10 protein-coding genes and 2 tRNA genes are annotated in these 15,666 nt (G+C 57.9%); 7 read left to right on the top strand and 5 right to left on the bottom strand.

Annotation, left to right across the window (positions count from 1 at the left end):
* The first annotated feature begins 27 nt into the window (after nucleotides 1–27).
* From ptrA to recD, 3 genes are read left to right on the top strand one after another with little or no spacing between them, the layout of a single operon-like run.
* Nucleotides 28–2,910, top strand: a complete 2,883-nt coding sequence (gene ptrA, locus UTO39_RS06100; protein ID WP_320726723.1) for a pitrilysin — start codon at nucleotides 28–30, stop codon at nucleotides 2,908–2,910.
* The gene (gene recB / locus UTO39_RS06095) at nucleotides 2,907–6,449 is read left to right on the top strand and encodes an exodeoxyribonuclease V subunit beta (RefSeq protein WP_320726722.1); all 3,543 of its coding nucleotides are present in this window, start codon (nucleotides 2,907–2,909) and stop codon (nucleotides 6,447–6,449) included. The genes ptrA and recB overlap by 4 nt, the downstream gene beginning before the upstream one ends.
* Nucleotides 6,446–8,266, top strand: coding sequence for an exodeoxyribonuclease V subunit alpha (recD, locus tag UTO39_RS06090; protein WP_320726721.1), 1,821 nt, complete (start codon nucleotides 6,446–6,448; stop codon nucleotides 8,264–8,266). The genes recB and recD overlap by 4 nt, the downstream gene beginning before the upstream one ends.
* Before the next feature lie 34 nt (nucleotides 8,267–8,300).
* On the opposite strand, the gene argA is transcribed toward recD, so the two are convergent.
* On the bottom strand, nucleotides 8,301–9,632 hold the full coding sequence (argA, locus tag UTO39_RS06085) for an amino-acid N-acetyltransferase (RefSeq protein WP_014885072.1): 1,332 nt from the start codon (nucleotides 9,630–9,632) through the stop codon (nucleotides 8,301–8,303).
* Nucleotides 9,633–9,858: 226 nt separating this feature from the next.
* Here argA and amiC point away from each other — a divergent pair, with 226 nt between their 5' ends.
* Nucleotides 9,859–11,112: an N-acetylmuramoyl-L-alanine amidase AmiC gene (gene amiC / locus UTO39_RS06080; RefSeq protein WP_061097212.1), complete on the top strand. Its 1,254-nt coding sequence runs from the start codon at nucleotides 9,859–9,861 to the stop codon at nucleotides 11,110–11,112.
* A gap of 87 nt (nucleotides 11,113–11,199) precedes the next feature.
* On the opposite strand, the gene UTO39_RS06075 is transcribed toward amiC, so the two are convergent.
* Together UTO39_RS06075 and UTO39_RS06070 are read right to left on the bottom strand one after the other, a co-directional pair.
* Nucleotides 11,200–11,276, bottom strand: a tRNA-Met gene (locus tag UTO39_RS06075).
* A gap of 44 nt (nucleotides 11,277–11,320) precedes the next feature.
* A tRNA-Met gene (locus tag UTO39_RS06070) sits at nucleotides 11,321–11,397 on the bottom strand.
* Nucleotides 11,398–11,606: 209 nt separating this feature from the next.
* Between UTO39_RS06070 and mltA the strand changes: the two genes are divergently transcribed.
* The gene (mltA, locus tag UTO39_RS06065; protein ID WP_061097213.1) at nucleotides 11,607–12,704 is read left to right on the top strand and encodes a murein transglycosylase A; all 1,098 of its coding nucleotides are present in this window, start codon (nucleotides 11,607–11,609) and stop codon (nucleotides 12,702–12,704) included.
* Between the two features lie 75 nt (nucleotides 12,705–12,779).
* Nucleotides 12,780–13,586 (top strand): tRNA cyclic N6-threonylcarbamoyladenosine(37) synthase TcdA, encoded by an 807-nt coding sequence (gene tcdA / locus UTO39_RS06060; RefSeq protein WP_008499651.1) that lies wholly within the window; start codon nucleotides 12,780–12,782, stop codon nucleotides 13,584–13,586.
* Here the strand turns inward: tcdA and csdE are convergent.
* Both csdE and csdA read right to left on the bottom strand, forming a co-directional pair.
* A complete protein-coding gene (csdE, locus tag UTO39_RS06055; RefSeq protein WP_253543215.1) occupies nucleotides 13,577–14,023 on the bottom strand; it encodes a cysteine desulfurase sulfur acceptor subunit CsdE in 447 nt (148 codons plus the stop codon). The genes tcdA and csdE overlap by 10 nt on opposite strands.
* Nucleotides 14,023–15,228, bottom strand: coding sequence for a cysteine desulfurase CsdA (gene csdA / locus UTO39_RS06050; protein WP_320726720.1), 1,206 nt, complete (start codon nucleotides 15,226–15,228; stop codon nucleotides 14,023–14,025). Before csdA ends, csdE begins: the two co-directional genes overlap by 1 nt.
* A gap of 192 nt (nucleotides 15,229–15,420) precedes the next feature.
* Between csdA and UTO39_RS06045 the strand changes: the two genes are divergently transcribed.
* Nucleotides 15,421–15,648, top strand: a complete 228-nt coding sequence (locus UTO39_RS06045) for a YgdI/YgdR family lipoprotein (protein ID WP_008499648.1) — start codon at nucleotides 15,421–15,423, stop codon at nucleotides 15,646–15,648.
* Nucleotides 15,649–15,666 lie beyond the last annotated feature (18 nt).

Here is a 15,666-nt window from a genome sequence, read left to right as displayed (position 1 = left end):
TGATGAAGCCGTGATAAAGAGGTCGTAATGCCAGGCAGCACCTTGTTCAAAGCGTTTGTTTTGTTTGTCGCCCTTTGGGCTCCCGTCACTCAGGCAGACTCCGGTTGGCAACCCGTTCAGGAAACTATCCGTAAGAGCGAAAAAGATACCCGCCAGTATCAGGCTATCCGCCTTGATAACGGTATGACCGTGCTGCTGGTTTCCGATCCGCAGGCGGTGAAATCCCTCTCGGCGTTAGTAGTGCCGGTTGGATCGCTGGAAGATCCTGAGGCGCATCCGGGGCTGGCGCATTACCTCGAACACATGACGCTGATGGGTTCTAAAAAATATCCGCAGCCGGATAGCCTCTCTGAATTCCTGAAAATGCACGGCGGCAGCCACAACGCCAGCACGGCACCGTACCGCACGGCCTTTTATCTCGAAGTCGAAAATGACGCGCTGGCAGGGGCGGTTGATCGTCTTGCCGATGCTATCGCCGCGCCGCTGCTGGATAAAAAGTACGCCGACCGCGAGCGCAATGCCGTCAATGCGGAGCTGACCATGGCCCGTACCCGGGACGGTATGCGCATGGCGCAGGTCAGCGCCGAGACCATCAACCCGGCGCATCCGGGGTCACGTTTCTCGGGCGGTAACCTGGAGACGCTGAGCGATAAACCGGGAAGCCCGGTCATTGACGCCCTGCATGCGTTTCGCGACAAATACTACTCCGCCAACCTGATGAAGGCGGTTATTTACAGCAACAAACCTTTGCCGGAGCTTGCCGGGCTGGCGGCACAAACGTTTGGCCGGGTGCCGAATAAAAATATCGACCTGCCGAAGATAGACGTACCGGTTGTCACGGACGCGCAAAAAGGGATCGTCATCCACTACGTCCCTGCCATGCCCCGCAAAGTGCTGCGCGTTGAGTTCCGCATTGATAACAACACCGCACAGTTTCGCAGCAAAACCGACGAGCTGGTAACCTACCTGATTGGTAACCGCAGCCCGGGAACCTTATCTGACTGGCTGCAAAAACAGGGGCTGGTGGAAGGGATCCGCGCCGATTCCGATCCCGTGGTAAACGGCAACAGCGGCGTGCTGGCGATCTCCGCCACCCTGACCGACAAAGGTCAAGCCAACCGTGATGAAGTGGTGGCGGCTATCTTTAGCTACCTCTCTTTACTGCGCGAGAAAGGCGTCGATAAGCGCTATTTTGATGAACTGGCGCACGTGCTGGATCTCGATTTCCGTTACCCGTCCATTACCCGCGATATGGATTACGTCGAGTGGCTGGCGGATACCATGATCCGCGTGCCGGTGGCGCACACGCTTGACGCGGTCAATATTGCCGATCGTTATGATGCCGAGGCGGTAAAAGCGCGCCTGGCGATGATGACGCCGCAGAATGCCCGCATCTGGTACATCAGCCCGAACGAACCGCATAACAAGACGGCGTACTTTGTTGATGCTCCTTATCAGGTAGACAAAATCAGCGACCAGACCTTCGCCGACTGGCAGAAGAAGGCCGGTGAGATTGCGTTGAAGCTGCCGGAGCTGAACCCCTATATTCCGGATGATTTCTCGCTGATCAAAACGGCTAAAGATTACCCACATCCGGAGCTCATTATTGATGAGCCGACGCTGCGCGTGGTGTATACCCCAAGCCGTTATTTCGCGAGCGAGCCAAAGGCCGATGTCAGCGTGGTCCTGCGTAACCCGAAAGCGATGAACAGCGCCAAAAATCAGGTAATGTTCGCGCTCAATGACTATCTGGCCGGTATCGCGCTCGATCAGCTCAGCAACCAGGCGGCCGTGGGTGGGATCAGCTTTTCCACCAACGCCAACAACGGTTTGATGCTTAATGCAAATGGCTATACCCAGCGTTTGCCTCAGCTTTTCAAGGCGCTGCTGGAGGGCTACTTTAGCTACACGCCAACGGAAGAGCAGCTTGAGCAGGCTAAATCCTGGTATGCGCAGATGATGGATTCTGCAGAGAAGGGCAAAGCTTACGATCAGGCGCTTATGCCGGCGCAAATGCTGTCGCAAATACCTTATTTCCAGCGTGAAGAACGCCGTGCCTTGCTGCCATCAATCTCATTAAAAGAGGTGCTGGCTTACCGTGACGCGCTGAAAACCAACACGCGCCCGGAGTTTCTTATCGTCGGCAACATGAGCGAAGAACAGGCCAAAACGCTGGCAGAAAATGTCCGCACGCAGCTTGGTTCGAAAGGCGACGAGTGGTGCCGCAACCAGGACGTGCTGGTTGAGAAAAAACAGAATGTGATTTTTGAAAAGGCAGGAAGCAGCACCGATTCCGCGCTGGCCGCGGTGTTTGTGCCAACGGGCTACGATGAATTCGCAAGCTCTGCGCAGAGCGCCGTTCTGGGACAGATTATTCAGCCGTGGTTCTATAACCAGCTGCGCACAGAAGAGCAGCTTGGCTACGCGGTGTTTGCCTTCTCGATGAACGTAGGCCGTCAGTGGGGGCTGGGCTTCCTGCTGCAAAGCAGCGACAAACAGCCGGCCTATCTCTGGCAGCGCTATCAGGCGTTCTTCCCCCAGGTGGAAGCAAAACTGCGGGCCATGAAGCCGGAAGAGTTTGCTCAGATCCAGCAGGCCGTCATCGCGCAGGTGATGCAGCCGCCGCAGACGCTGGGCGAAGAGGCGTCGCAGCTGAGCAAAGATTTCGATCGCGGTAATCTGAAATTTGATTCGCGTGATAAAGTAGTGGCCGAGATAAAACAGCTGACGCCGCAGAAGGCTGCCGATTTCTTCCATCAGGCCGTGATTAAGCCGCAGGGCATCACTATCCTGTCTCAGGTTTCCGGTAGCCAGAACGGGAAAACGGACTACGTTAACCCGAAAGGCTGGAAAGTCTGGAAGAGCGTCAGCGCGCTGCAGCAATCTATGCCCTGGAGTAAGAAAGAATGACCGATACCGCTGAGTCCCTTGATCCCTTACGTTTACCTCTGCAGGGTGAACGATTGATTGAAGCCTCAGCGGGAACCGGAAAAACCTTCACCATCGCCGCGCTCTATCTGCGCCTGCTGTTAGGGCTTGGCGGTAACGCCGCTTTTCCACGTCCTTTGAGCGTGGAAGAGCTGCTGGTGGTCACCTTTACCGAGGCCGCCACCGCTGAGCTGCGCGGCCGTATTCGGACCAATATTCACGAACTGCGCATCGCCTGTCTGCGCCAGAGCACGGATAATCCTCTCTACGCGAGCCTCCTGGAAGAGATTGCCGATAAGCAACAGGCAGCCCAATGGTTGCTCCTCGCGGAAAGGCAGATGGACGAAGCGTCCGTCTTCACCATTCACGGTTTTTGCCAGCGCATGCTGAGCCTGAACGCGTTTGAATCCGGCATGCTGTTTGAACAACAGCTCATTGAAGATGAATCCGTGCTTCGCTATCAGGCCTGCGCGGATTTCTGGCGTCGCCACTGCTATCCATTACAGCGAGATATTGCCGAAGCGGTACACGCGTTGTGGAAGGGGCCCGAAGCGCTGCTGCGCGCTATCGATCGTTATCTTCAGGGGGAAGCGCCGGTCATCAAATCTCCACCGCCAGCGGATGAAACCCTGGCCTCACGCCATGAAAAAATCATCGCGAAAATTGCCGACATCAAGCAAAAATGGATTGAATCTGTCGGTGAGATTGACGCAATCATTGAGAACTCCGGGATCGACCGACGTAAGTTCAATCGCGGCAACCAGGGCAAATGGATCGAGAAGATCAGCGCGTGGGCGCAGGAAGAGACGCGCGGTTACCAGCTCCCGGACGCGCTGGAGAAATTCTCCCGGCGTTTCCTGGTTGAGCGGACCAAAGCCGACGGCATCGTGCCTGAACATCCCCTGTTTGTGGCGATTGAAGCCCTGCTGGCGGAGCCTCTGACGCTCAACGATCTGATGATCACTCGCGCTATGACGGAGATTCGCGACGCTGTCGCGCGCGAAAAGCGCCGCCGGGGCGAGCTGGGGTTCGACGATATGCTGAGCCGCCTTGATGCGGCGCTGTGCAGTGAAAATGGCGAAGCGCTTGCCGCCGCGATTCGCACCCGCTTTCCGGTCGCGATGATTGACGAATTTCAGGATACCGACCCTCAGCAGTACCGCATTTTCCGCCGTATCTGGCGCCAGCAGTCCGGCACCGCGCTGTTGTTAATCGGCGATCCTAAACAGGCCATTTACGCCTTCCGCGGTGCGGATATTTTTACCTACATGAAAGCCCGGAGCGAGGTCGACGCGCACTACACGCTCGACACCAACTGGCGCTCGTCTCCCGGCATGGTTGAAAGCGTCAATGCGCTCTTCGGCCGCATGGATACGGCGTTTATGTTCCGGGAGATCCCTTTCCAGCCGGTCAGGTTCGCCCCGAAAAATACCGCGCTGCGCTTCGAGTTTAATGGCGAAACTCAGCCAGCCATGAACTTCTGGCTGCTGGATGGGGAAGGCTGGGGCGTCGCGGACTATCAAAATGCGATGGCCCAGCACTGTGCGGCGCAAATTCGGGACTGGCTCAGCGCAGGCGCGCGCGGTGATGCGCTGCTGTGGAAGGAGGATAAACCAGCCCCGGTAAAGGCATCTGATATTACGGTGCTGGTGCGCAGCCGTCAGGAGGCCGCGCTTATCCGCGATTCCCTGACGTTACTGAATATACCGTCCGTTTACCTCTCCAACCGCGACAGCGTGTTTGAAACGCTGGAAGCCCTGGAGATGCTATGGCTGCTTCAGGCCGTGCTGGCCCCGGAACGTGAAAGCACGCTGCGCAGCGCCTTAGCGAGCGCGATGCTCGGGCTGAACGCGCGTGACATTGATGCGCTCAACAATGACGAAGCCGCGTGGGATGCCGTGGTAGAAGAGTTTGTTCGCTACCGTGAAAAATGGCAGAAGCGCGGCGTGATGGCGATGGTGCGCGAGCTCATGGCACAGCGTCACATTGCGGAGAACATGCTCGCGACAGCGGGCGGCGAACGTCGTCTGACCGATATTTTGCACATCAGCGAGCTGCTTCAGGAGGCGGGTACGCAGCTGGAGAGCGAGCATGCTCTGGTGCGCTGGCTGGCCCAGCAGATTGCCGACCCGAACAGCAATTCTTCCAGTCAGCAGATGCGCCTCGAGAGCGATAAACATCTGGTGCAGATCGTCACCATTCACAAGTCGAAAGGCCTGGAGTATCCGCTGGTCTGGCTGCCGTTTATCGCCAATTATCGCGTGCAGGACCAGGCTTTTTACCACGATCGCGAGTCGTTCGAAGCGGTACTCGATCTCAGCAACGCGGAGTCCAGCGTCGAGCTGGCCGAAGCCGAGCGTCTCGCGGAAGACCTGCGCCTGCTTTATGTGGCGCTGACCCGTTCGGTCTGGCACTGTTCCCTCGGCGTCGCGCCGCTGTTCCGTCGCCGTGGCGAAAAGAGCGGAGAGAGTGATTTTCATCTGAGCGCGCTGGGGCGGCTTATTCAGCGCGGCGAACCTAAAGACGCCGCAGGGCTGCGCCAGTGCATCGAATCACTTTGCTCAGATCATGTTGCCCTGCATATTCCCTCCCAGCCCGACAGCAGCCGCTGGCAGACGCCGGAGCAGGGAGAGTCAGCCCTGCATGCCCGCGAGGTGGCTCGCACAATCGCTGACGACTGGCGCGTCACCAGTTACTCCGGTTTACAACAGCACGGACAGAGTATTGCGCAGGATCTGATGCCAAAACTGGACGTGGATGCCGCAGGGGCCGGGAGCGTGCCCGTCGAGCCGGTGCTCACGCCGCATCAGTTCCCGCGCGGCGCCTCACCGGGCACATTTTTGCACAGCCTCTTTGAAGAGCTGGATTTTACCCAGCCGGTCTCAGAAGAGTGGGTGCTGAAGATGTTACAGAGCGGCGGCTACGACGCACAGTGGCAGCCGGTTCTCACTGAATGGATCGGCGCTGTTTTGCACGCGCCGCTCACGGCGCAGGGGATCTCGCTGAGCCAGCTGACCGCCAAAGATAAGCAGGTGGAGATGGAGTTTTATCTTCCCATCGCCAGCCCGCTCAGGGCCGAGGCGCTTGATGCGCTGATCCGCGAGTACGATCCGTTATCCGCCGGGTGCCCGCCGCTGAATTTCCGCCAGGTGCAGGGGATGCTGAAAGGCTTTATCGACCTGGTTTTCCGCCACGAAGGGCGCTACTACCTGCTGGATTACAAATCGAACTGGCTGGGGGCAAACAGCGAAGCCTATACCCGGCAGGCGATGGCCTCAGCGATGCAAATGCATCGCTACGATCTGCAGTATCAGCTCTACACCCTGGCGCTGCACCGTTACCTGCGCCATCGCATGGCCGATTATCGCTATGAAGACCATTTTGGCGGCGTTATTTACCTGTTCCTGCGCGGCGTGGATGCTAACGACCCTCGTTCGGGTATCTTCAGTACCCGTCCGGCTGCGGAGTTGATTGAAAAAATGGATAACTTGTTTGCTGCAAGCACGGAGGAGGTGGCATGACGATGCAGGCGCTACTGCTGGACGCGGTTGAACAACGAGTACTGCGCCACCTGGACGTGCAGTTTGCCATGATGGTGGCGGGCGAAGAGCCTGCCGTCATGCTTGCCGCCGCGATCCTGAGTAAAGACGCGGGGGAGGGACATGTGTGTCTTCCGCTGTCGCGTCTGGTGGTGGATGAAAAAATGCCTCCGGCTTTACAGGCGTGTTTCGCGCTGCTGGGTGAGGCAGTGGACTGGCAGGACATATTACTTCGCTCGCCTGCCGTCAGCGGCGCCGATACCGGGACGCCAATGATTTTGACGGGCGAGCGTTTGTATCTGAACCGGCTGTGGCGTAACGAACTGACGGTGGCGCGCTTTTTCAGCGAGACCAATGCTCCGCTCCCGTGCGATGAAGCACTGCTCCGGCAAACGCTGGATACGCTGTTTACCTCTGACGACGCGACAGACTGGCAGAAAGTGGCGGCAGCGGTGGCGTTAACGCGGCGTATATCGGTGATTTCGGGCGGTCCGGGCACCGGTAAAACGACCACCGTGGCAAAGCTGCTTGCCGCGCTGATTCAGTTATCAGGTGAGCAAAAGTGTCGTATTCGCCTGGCGGCACCCACCGGTAAAGCGGCTGCACGTCTGACGGAGTCGTTAGGCGGGGCGCTGCAAAAACTGCCGCTTAGCGGGGATCAGCTTGCGCTTTTCCCTAACGAAGCCAGTACGCTGCACCGCTTGCTAGGCGCACAGCCGGGTAGCCAGCGTCTGCGCTACCATGCCGGTAACCCGCTGCATCTGGACGTGCTGGTAGTGGATGAAGCGTCGATGATTGACCTGACGATGATGTCGCGGTTGATTGATGCGTTACCGCCGCACGCGCGCGTCATTTTCCTCGGCGACCGCGATCAGCTTGCCTCCGTGGAGGCCGGGGCCGTGCTGGGCGATATCTGCACCTATGCCAGCCTGGGGTATACCGCTGAACGCGCCGAGGAGCTGGCGCGCCTGACCGGATGTTCGCTCGCGGCTGAAAATCATTTACTTGCGGGGGCGCTGCGCGACAGCCTGTGTTTGCTGCAAAAAAGCTACCGTTTTGGCAGCGACTCCGGCATTGGCCAGCTTGCGGCGGCGGTGAACCGGGGCGACCGGCACACCACCTGTGCGGTATTTGACGGTACCTTTACCGATATTGAGAAAAAATCGCTGCAAACCGGGGAAGAGTATCAGGCGATGCTGGATGATGCCCTGCTGGGGTATCAACATTTTCTGACGGGCGTACAGCAGCAAAGCACGCCGGAGCAGGTTATTGCCGCGTTTGGCGAATACCAGCTGCTCTGCGCGCTGAGGGAAGGACCCTTTGGCGTCAGCGGCCTGAACGACAGGCTGGAACAGCTGCTGGCGCAAAAGCGTAAAATCAACCGTACTCCGCACTCGCGCTGGTATGAAGGCCGGCCGGTGATGATCTCCCGCAATGACAGCGCGCTGGGGTTGTTTAACGGGGATATCGGGATTGCGCTCGATCGCGGACAGGGGCTCCGCGTCTGGTTCCAGATGCCGGACGGGAGCGTGAAGTCGTTCCAGCCGAGCCGTTTGCCCGAGCATGAAACCGCCTGGGCGATGACCGTGCATAAATCCCAGGGCTCTGAGTTTAACCATACGGCGCTGATCCTGCCCACACAGCTTTCCCCCGTCGTTACCCGCGAGCTGATCTATACCGCCATTACGCGCGCGCGTCAGCGCCTGTCGCTGTATACCGATGAGCGGGTGCTGGTGCAGGCGATTGCCACCCGCACGGAACGCCGAAGCGGGCTGAGCGCGATATTTGAGTCCCTCTGAACGAAAGCCCTCGCCGGACGGTGAGGGCGTCGTATCATCCCAGGTCAGCCATCAGCACTTTTGAACGGCGCTGATAGTTGTACATCTCTTTTTTCGTTTCCGGCAGAGAATCAATATCCACCGGCGTGAACCCGCGCTCCTGGAACCAGTGAATGCTGCGCGTCGTCAGGACGAACAGCTTGCTCAGCCCCATCTGGCGCGCCTGTGCCGCCACGCGCTCAAGCAGCATTTCGCCGCGTGAAGAGCTGCGGTAGTCCGGGTGCACCGCCACGCAGGCCATTTCTCCGATCTTCTCTTCCGGGAACGGGTAGAGCGCGGCGCAGGCAATGGTCAGATTATCGCGCTGGATTATGGTGAATTTGTCGATCTCCATCTCCAGCTGCTCGCGGGAGCGACGAACCAAAATACCCTGCTGTTCCAGCGGGCGGATCAGCTCCAGAATGCCGCCGATATCGTTGATGGTCGCTCGGCGAATCTGCTCCGCACTCTCCATCACAATCTGGGTGCCAATACCGTCGCGGGAGAACAGCTCCTGCAGCAGGGCTCCGTCTTCCTGATAGCTGATCAGGTGGCTGCGGCGCACGCCGCTGCGGCAGGCCTTCACGGCACCGCGCAGGAAGCGGACGGTGCCGGAGTGGTAATCCCCCTCGGCTTCCAGCGCTTCAACGCGGGCCTGAGCTTCATTCGGGAAGAGTTCCGGCACAATCACCCCTTCATCGTTTACGACGCCCTGGGAGGAGCAAAACCCAATCATTTTTTCCGCCTTCAGCTTGATCGCCAGTTGGGTGGCAATCTCTTCAGACGTCAGGTTAAAGCTTTCGCCGGTTACGGAAACCGCCACCGGTCCCATCAGCACAATGGCACCGCTGTCGAGCTGACGGTGAATGGCCTCTTCATCAATACGACGAATGCGGCCGCTGTGGCAGTAATCCACGCCATCGTCCACCCCGAGCGGCTGGGCAATGATAAAGTTGCCGCTGACGACGTTGATATGCGCGCCCTGTAGCGGCGTGTTGTTCAGGCTCATCGACAGGCGAGCGGTAATATCTAGCTGCAGCAGCCCCGCCGCCTGTTTCACCAGCTCAAGGGTTTTGGCATCCGTAACGCGGGTGTGTTTGTGGTAAATCGGCTCGTGGTGGTGTGCGGCCAGGTTGGCGTCGATCTGCGGACGCGCGCCATAGACCACCACAAGGCGGATCCCGAGGCTGTGCAGCAGGCCAATGTCATTGACGATGCTGGAAAAATTTTCATGCTCGATGGCTTCGCCGCCCAGCATGATGACAAACGTTTTTCCCCGGTGGGCGTTGATATAGGGAACAGAATGGCGGAATCCCTGGACCAGTTCGGTTCTACGTTCCTTCACCATGACACAACCCTTAATGAATGTTTATTCGTAATTTCTGTATTTTTATTCGATTGTGGGCGCGTGTGCAAGTGCAAATTTTCTGCGACCCACAGAAATTAATAAGTAATCCGTGCGTTAACGTATGATTGTTTACCCTTTTATAGATGACAGTTTATGCGTCATTCGTTAAAGTTTTCGGTCAATCTGCACTTTTGTATATCAGTTTGTTTTCTTGCTCGGGAGAAGCATGTCGGGATCCAATTCAGCAATAAGCCGCCGCCGTTTGTTAAAAGGGGCCGGGGCAATGTGGTTGCTTAGCGTCAGCCAGGTCGGTCTTGCCGCCACGAGTCAGGTGGTGGCGGTGCGCGTCTGGCCGTCGTCGACCTATACGCGCGTGACGGTTGAATCCAATCGCGTGCTGAAATATAAGCAATTTGCCCTCAGCAACCCTGAACGCGTGGTGGTGGATCTCGAAGGGGTGAACCTCAACTCCGTGCTGAAAGGCATGGCGGCGCAGATCCGCGGTGACGATCCGTTTATTAAATCGGCGCGCGTCGGGCAGTTTGATCCGCAAACCGTGCGCATGGTGTTTGAGCTTAAGCAGAACGTTAAGCCGCAGCTGTTCGCCCTGGCGCCCGTCGCGACGTTTAAAGAGCGTCTGGTGATGGATCTTTACCCGGCGAATGCGACGGATATTCAGGATCCGCTTCTCGCCCTGCTGGAGGATTACAACAAAGGCGATCTTCAGCGTCAGGTGCCGCCTGCGCAAAGCGGCCCGCAGCCGGGGAAAGCAGGGCGCGATCGTCCGATTGTGATCATGCTCGATCCCGGTCACGGCGGCGAAGACTCCGGAGCGGTGGGGAAATACCATACGCGTGAAAAAGACGTGGTGCTGCAAATTGCCCGTCGTCTGAAGGCGTTAATTGATAAAGAGGGCAATATGCGCGCTTACATGACGCGCAATGAGGATGTCTTTATCCCGCTTAAGGTGAGGGTGGCGAAAGCGCAGAAGCAGCGTGCCGATCTGTTCGTCTCGATCCATGCGGATGCCTTTACCAGCCGCCAGCCGAGCGGCTCGTCGGTGTTTGCGCTCTCAACCAAAGGCGCGACCAGTACCGCGGCGCGATACCTTGCGGACACCCAGAACGCCTCGGACCTGATCGGTGGCGTGAGCAAAAGCGGCGACCGCTACGTCGACCACACCATGTTCGACATGGTGCAGTCCCTGACCATTAACGACAGCCTTAAGTTTGGTAAAGCGGTGCTGGGCAAGCTGGGCCGGGTCAACAAACTGCACAAAAACAGCGTCGAGCAGGCCGGGTTTGCGGTGCTGAAGGCACCGGATATCCCGTCCATACTGGTCGAAACCGCGTTTATCAGTAACGTGGAAGAAGAGCGTAAGCTCAAGACGGCAAAGTTCCAGCAGGAGGTTGCGGAGTCGATTCTTGCGGGGATACGGGCGTATTTCTCAGACGGGGCGACGCTGGCGCGACGCGGGTAGGTTTTTAGCCGGGTGGGATGCCCGGCAAATTCACAAACGGCAGATACAAAAAAACACCCTTAAGGGTGTTTATTGTTTTAGAAGTGTTGGTTGCGGGGGCCGGATTTGAACCGACGACCTTCGGGTTATGAGCCCGACGAGCTACCAGGCTGCTCCACCCCGCGTCCGTCATTCTACTCTTGTAGAAGCTTACTTCTTTAAATTTGATTGGTTGCGGGGGCCGGATTTGAACCGACGACCTTCGGGTTATGAGCCCGACGAGCTACCAGGCTGCTCCACCCCGCGTCCGTGGATGCGCACTATACTCGGATAGGTTTGTGATGCAACCCCTTTTTCACATAAATCATTAACTTTGTATGTAAATTGAACGGCGTTGCGGCATTTGGACTATTTTTTGCTCAGAATTTGCCAAAGGGCATGCGATCGCATTTCATTCGCTTTGTCGGTTTGTTATCTTCATCACGCGGAAATGGGCAACTTAAAGACGAGATATAATGAAAGGACGTTGGGCGAAGTATCTGATGACGGGCGCAATGGTAGCGATTCTTGCGGCCTGTTCTTCCAAACCGACCGATCGCGGTCAGCAGTATAAAGACGGGAAGTTATCCCAGCCTTTCTCTTTAGTTAATCAGCCTGACGCCGTTGGCGCGCCGATCAACGCCGGTGATTTCTCCGAGCAGGTCTACCAGATCCGCAACGCGTCGCCGCGTCTGTATAGCTCACAGAACAACGTTTATAGCGCGGTACAGGACTGGCTGAAGGCGGGCGGCGATACGCGCAACATGCGCCAGTTTGGTATCGATGCCTGGCAGATGGAAGGGGCGGATAACTACGGCAACGTCCAGTTCACCGGCTATTACACGCCCGTGGTTCAGGCGCGACACACGCGCCAGGGCGAGTTCCAGTACCCTATCTACCGTATGCCGCCAAAACGCGGCCGTCTGCCGTCCCGCGCCGAAATCTACGCCGGTGCGCTGAGCGAAAACTACGTCCTGGCCTACAGCAACTCCCTGATGGATAACTTCATCATGGACGTGCAGGGCAGCGGCTACATTGACTTTGGCGACGGTTCGCCGCTCAACTTCTTCAGCTATGCCGGGAAAAACGGCCATGCCTACCGCAGCATCGGTAAGGTGCTGATCGACCGCGGCGAAGTGAAGAAAGAAGACATGTCGATGCAGGCGATCCGCGAGTGGGGCGAAAAGCACAGTGAAGCCGAGGTGCGCGAGCTGCTGGAGCAGAACCCGTCTTTCGTCTTCTTCAAGCCGCAAAACTTTGCCCCGGTTAAAGGCGCCAGCGCCGTGCCGCTGATTGGTCGCGCGTCGGTGGCATCGGATCGTTCTATCATTCCTGCGGGTACCACGCTGCTGGCGGAAGTCCCTCTGCTCGACAACAACGGCAAGTTCAACGGCAAGTATGAGCTGCGTCTGATGGTAGCTCTGGATGTGGGCGGAGCGATTAAGGGCCAGCACTTTGATATCTATCAGGGCATTGGACCGGATGCCGGCCATCGTGCAGGCTGGTATAACCACTACGGACGCGTATGGGTGCTGAAGGCGGCGCCGGGCACCGGAAACGTATTCAGCGGCTGATTGTGGTATTCTGAGCGCAATACGGATTACTGTTCAGGGTGAGGAAAACCTCACCCTTTTTACATCTGAGGTTTTATGTCTGTGGTAATCAGCGATGCCTGGCGCCAGCGTTTTGGCGGCACGGCACGTCTCTATGGTGAAAAAGCCCTGCAGCTGTTTGCGGATGCGCACGTCTGCGTCGTGGGCATTGGCGGTGTCGGTTCCTGGGCGGCGGAAGCGCTAGCGAGAACCGGTATTGGCGCGATCACGCTGATTGATATGGATGACGTTTGTGTAACCAACACTAACCGTCAGATCCACGCCCTGCGTGACAGCGTCGGCCTGGCGAAGTCCGAGGTGATGGCGGAGCGTATTCGTCTCATCAACCCGGAGTGTCGGGTGACGGTGATCGACGACTTTGTGACGGCAGATAACGTCGCGGAGTACATGAGCAAAGGCTACAGCTACGTGATTGACGCCATCGACAGCGTGCGGCCAAAAGCGGCGCTGATCGCGTACTGCCGTCGTTACAAGGTGCCGCTGGTCACGACGGGCGGCGCGGGCGGGCAAATCGATCCCACGCAGATCCAGGTGGCCGACCTGGCGAAAACCATTCAGGATCCGCTGGCGGCCAAGCTGCGTGAACGCCTGAAGAGCGACTTCAACGTGGTGAAGAACAGCAAGGGCAAGCTGGGCGTCGACTGCGTGTTCTCCACCGAAGCGCTGGTCTACCCGCAGGCGGATGGTTCAGTCTGTGCGATGAAAAGCACGGCGGAAGGGCCAAAACGCATGGACTGCGCGTCAGGCTTTGGGGCGGCCACCATGGTAACCGCCTCCTTTGGCTTTGTGGCGGTCTCTCACGCCCTGAAGAAGATGATGGCGAAGGCGGAACGTCAGGCCTGAGCCTGACGGGCTGCGTCCAGCACCGCGTCGCTGAGCGCGATCAGGCCCTGGCCGCGCGAAGCGCTAAGCTGCGCGCGCAGCCCCAGCTCGTCGAACAGCGCCAGCGGCGAGTGTGCCAGCAGCTCCGCCGCGCTTTTCCCTTCTATGGCGGTTAACAATACCGCCAGCAAACCCCGGACGATGCGCCCTTCGCTGTCGCCGAAGAAATGCAGCTTCTCGCCTGAGACGCTCACGCCCAGCCAGACGCGGTTTTCGCAGCCCGCAATCTCTTTCGCCTGCGCTTTAAGATCGTCTGAAAGGGCAGGGAGCTGTTTGCCCAGCAGGATCAGCTGTCGATATTTATCTTCCCACTGCTGGAGCGGGGCGAAGGTCTGTTTTAAGGTCTCTTCAGTGATGACGGTGCCAAAAGGATGTCCGGCTAATGCAGCGCTAGTCATTAATCCACCAGTATTTCAAGGGCGCGGTCAACGGCGCTAACCAGCGCGTCGACGTCGCTTTGGGTGTTATACGGCGCAAACGAGGCGCGCAGGGTACCGGTAACGCCGAGCGCCGCCAGCAGCGGCTGGGCGCAGTGCTGTCCGGCGCGCAGGGCAATGCCGTATCCGGCCAGCAGCGTCACCATATCGCTATGATGCACGCCAGCAAAATCAAAGGCGAGCAGGCTGGAATCCTGCACGCGGAACGAGCGGAAACCCGGGCGTTTTTTCAGCTCTTCTTCGGCAAGAGTGGCTAGACCCCGGCTCCAGCTTTCGGCCTGTACGCTGTCCGTTTCAGCCAGCCATTCCAGCGCCGCGCTTAAGCCAATGACGCCCGCCACGTTCGGCGTGCCGGCTTCCAGACGATAGGGGACATCCTGCGTTTTGAAGCCATTGAACGACACTTCGGTAATCATTTTGCCGCCGCCGAGCCACGGCGTCATTTTTGCCAGCAGCTCCGGCTTACCGTACAGCGCGCCAATTCCGGTCGGCCCGTAAAGCTTGTGTCCGGAGAAGGCATAGAAGTCGATATCCAGCGCCTGCACATCAGCAGGGAAATGGACCACGCCCTGAGCGCCGTCGACCACCACCACCACGCCGCTGGCATGGGCAATCTCAATGGCGCGAGCCAGATCCGGACAGCCGCCGGTGACGTTGGACATCTGCCCCAGCGCCAGAATGCGGCTGCGTGGCGTAATCAGTTCAGGTAAACGCGCCACGTCTGGCAGTAAGTCTGCACCCAGCGGGAGCTTTACAACGCGCGCCCCCGTTTGCTCCGCCACCATCAGCCAGGGCACCAGGTTAGCGTGGTGTTCCGCCTCGCTGACGATGATTTCATTGCCCGGCTGAAGCCGCGGGCGGGCATAGCACTGGGCCACCATATTGATGGCTTCGGTCGTGCCGCGCGTCCAGACGATATTTTTCCCGCTTTCGGCATTAATCAGGCGTGCAACCTGATCCCGTGCGGCTTCATAGCGTGCGGTCAGGCGCTGCGCTTCGGCAAACTGGCTGCGATGTACGTTGCCGGCGCTCAGGCTGTAGAACTGCTGCGTGGCCTCGATCACCGCCTGAGGCTTCAGGGCCGTGGCGGCGCTATCAAGGTAAATACCGGCATCGGCCAGCGCCGGAAACTGTGCGCGAAACTGCGCAGGACTGAAAGCGTTCATGGAATTCCTCGTGTCGATAGAGAGATCGTCGCGCAATTTCAACGGCAGGGCAAGGAGGTTGATATCTATCAGATTCGTCTGCTTATCCTGGCGACCTCGAAAAAGCAGGTTATGCTAAATAGTGTTAGGCGGATGTTTTAGCCTGTTATAAATCGAGGTTTGAATAGCATTAATTGCTAAAGGAGAATAATCATGAATAAGACAGCTGCAATCATTTCTGCCTGTGCGTTTACTTTTGCCCTGAGCGCCTGTTCTGGTAACAACTACGTGATGCACACAAACGATGGTCGTTCTATCGTTTCGGAAGGGAAACCGACTACCGATAACGATACCGGGATGATTTCGTACAAAGATGCTAACGGGAACAAGCAGCAGATCAACCGCACGGACGTGAAAGAGATGAAAGAGATCGAGCATTAACCGATCGCAGGCGAAAAA

The organism is Enterobacter sp. 118C5, from assembly GCF_034107645.1.
GTDB classification, from domain to species: domain Bacteria; phylum Pseudomonadota; class Gammaproteobacteria; order Enterobacterales; family Enterobacteriaceae; genus Enterobacter; species Enterobacter nematophilus.
Note: the sequence above shows the minus strand (reverse complement) of the source record. Positions and strands in the feature narration are given on the sequence as shown.

What these genes read in the sequence shown, in the direction of transcription:
- recD (WP_320726721.1), top strand. Translation starts at nt 6,446, where the DNA reads ATGACGATGCAGGCGCTACTGCTGGACGCGGTTGAACAACGAGTACTG.
- mltA (WP_061097213.1), top strand. Translation starts at nt 11,607, where the DNA reads ATGAAAGGACGTTGGGCGAAGTATCTGATGACGGGCGCAATGGTAGCG.
- ptrA (WP_320726723.1), top strand. Translation starts at nt 28, where the DNA reads ATGCCAGGCAGCACCTTGTTCAAAGCGTTTGTTTTGTTTGTCGCCCTT.
- argA (WP_014885072.1), bottom strand. Translation starts at nt 9,632, where the DNA reads ATGGTGAAGGAACGTAGAACCGAACTGGTCCAGGGATTCCGCCATTCT.
- UTO39_RS06045 (WP_008499648.1), top strand. Translation starts at nt 15,421, where the DNA reads ATGAATAAGACAGCTGCAATCATTTCTGCCTGTGCGTTTACTTTTGCC.
- csdA (WP_320726720.1), bottom strand. Translation starts at nt 15,228, where the DNA reads ATGAACGCTTTCAGTCCTGCGCAGTTTCGCGCACAGTTTCCGGCGCTG.
- amiC (WP_061097212.1), top strand. Translation starts at nt 9,859, where the DNA reads ATGTCGGGATCCAATTCAGCAATAAGCCGCCGCCGTTTGTTAAAAGGG.
- tcdA (WP_008499651.1), top strand. Translation starts at nt 12,780, where the DNA reads ATGTCTGTGGTAATCAGCGATGCCTGGCGCCAGCGTTTTGGCGGCACG.
- csdE (WP_253543215.1), bottom strand. Translation starts at nt 14,023, where the DNA reads ATGACTAGCGCTGCATTAGCCGGACATCCTTTTGGCACCGTCATCACT.
- recB (WP_320726722.1), top strand. Translation starts at nt 2,907, where the DNA reads ATGACCGATACCGCTGAGTCCCTTGATCCCTTACGTTTACCTCTGCAG.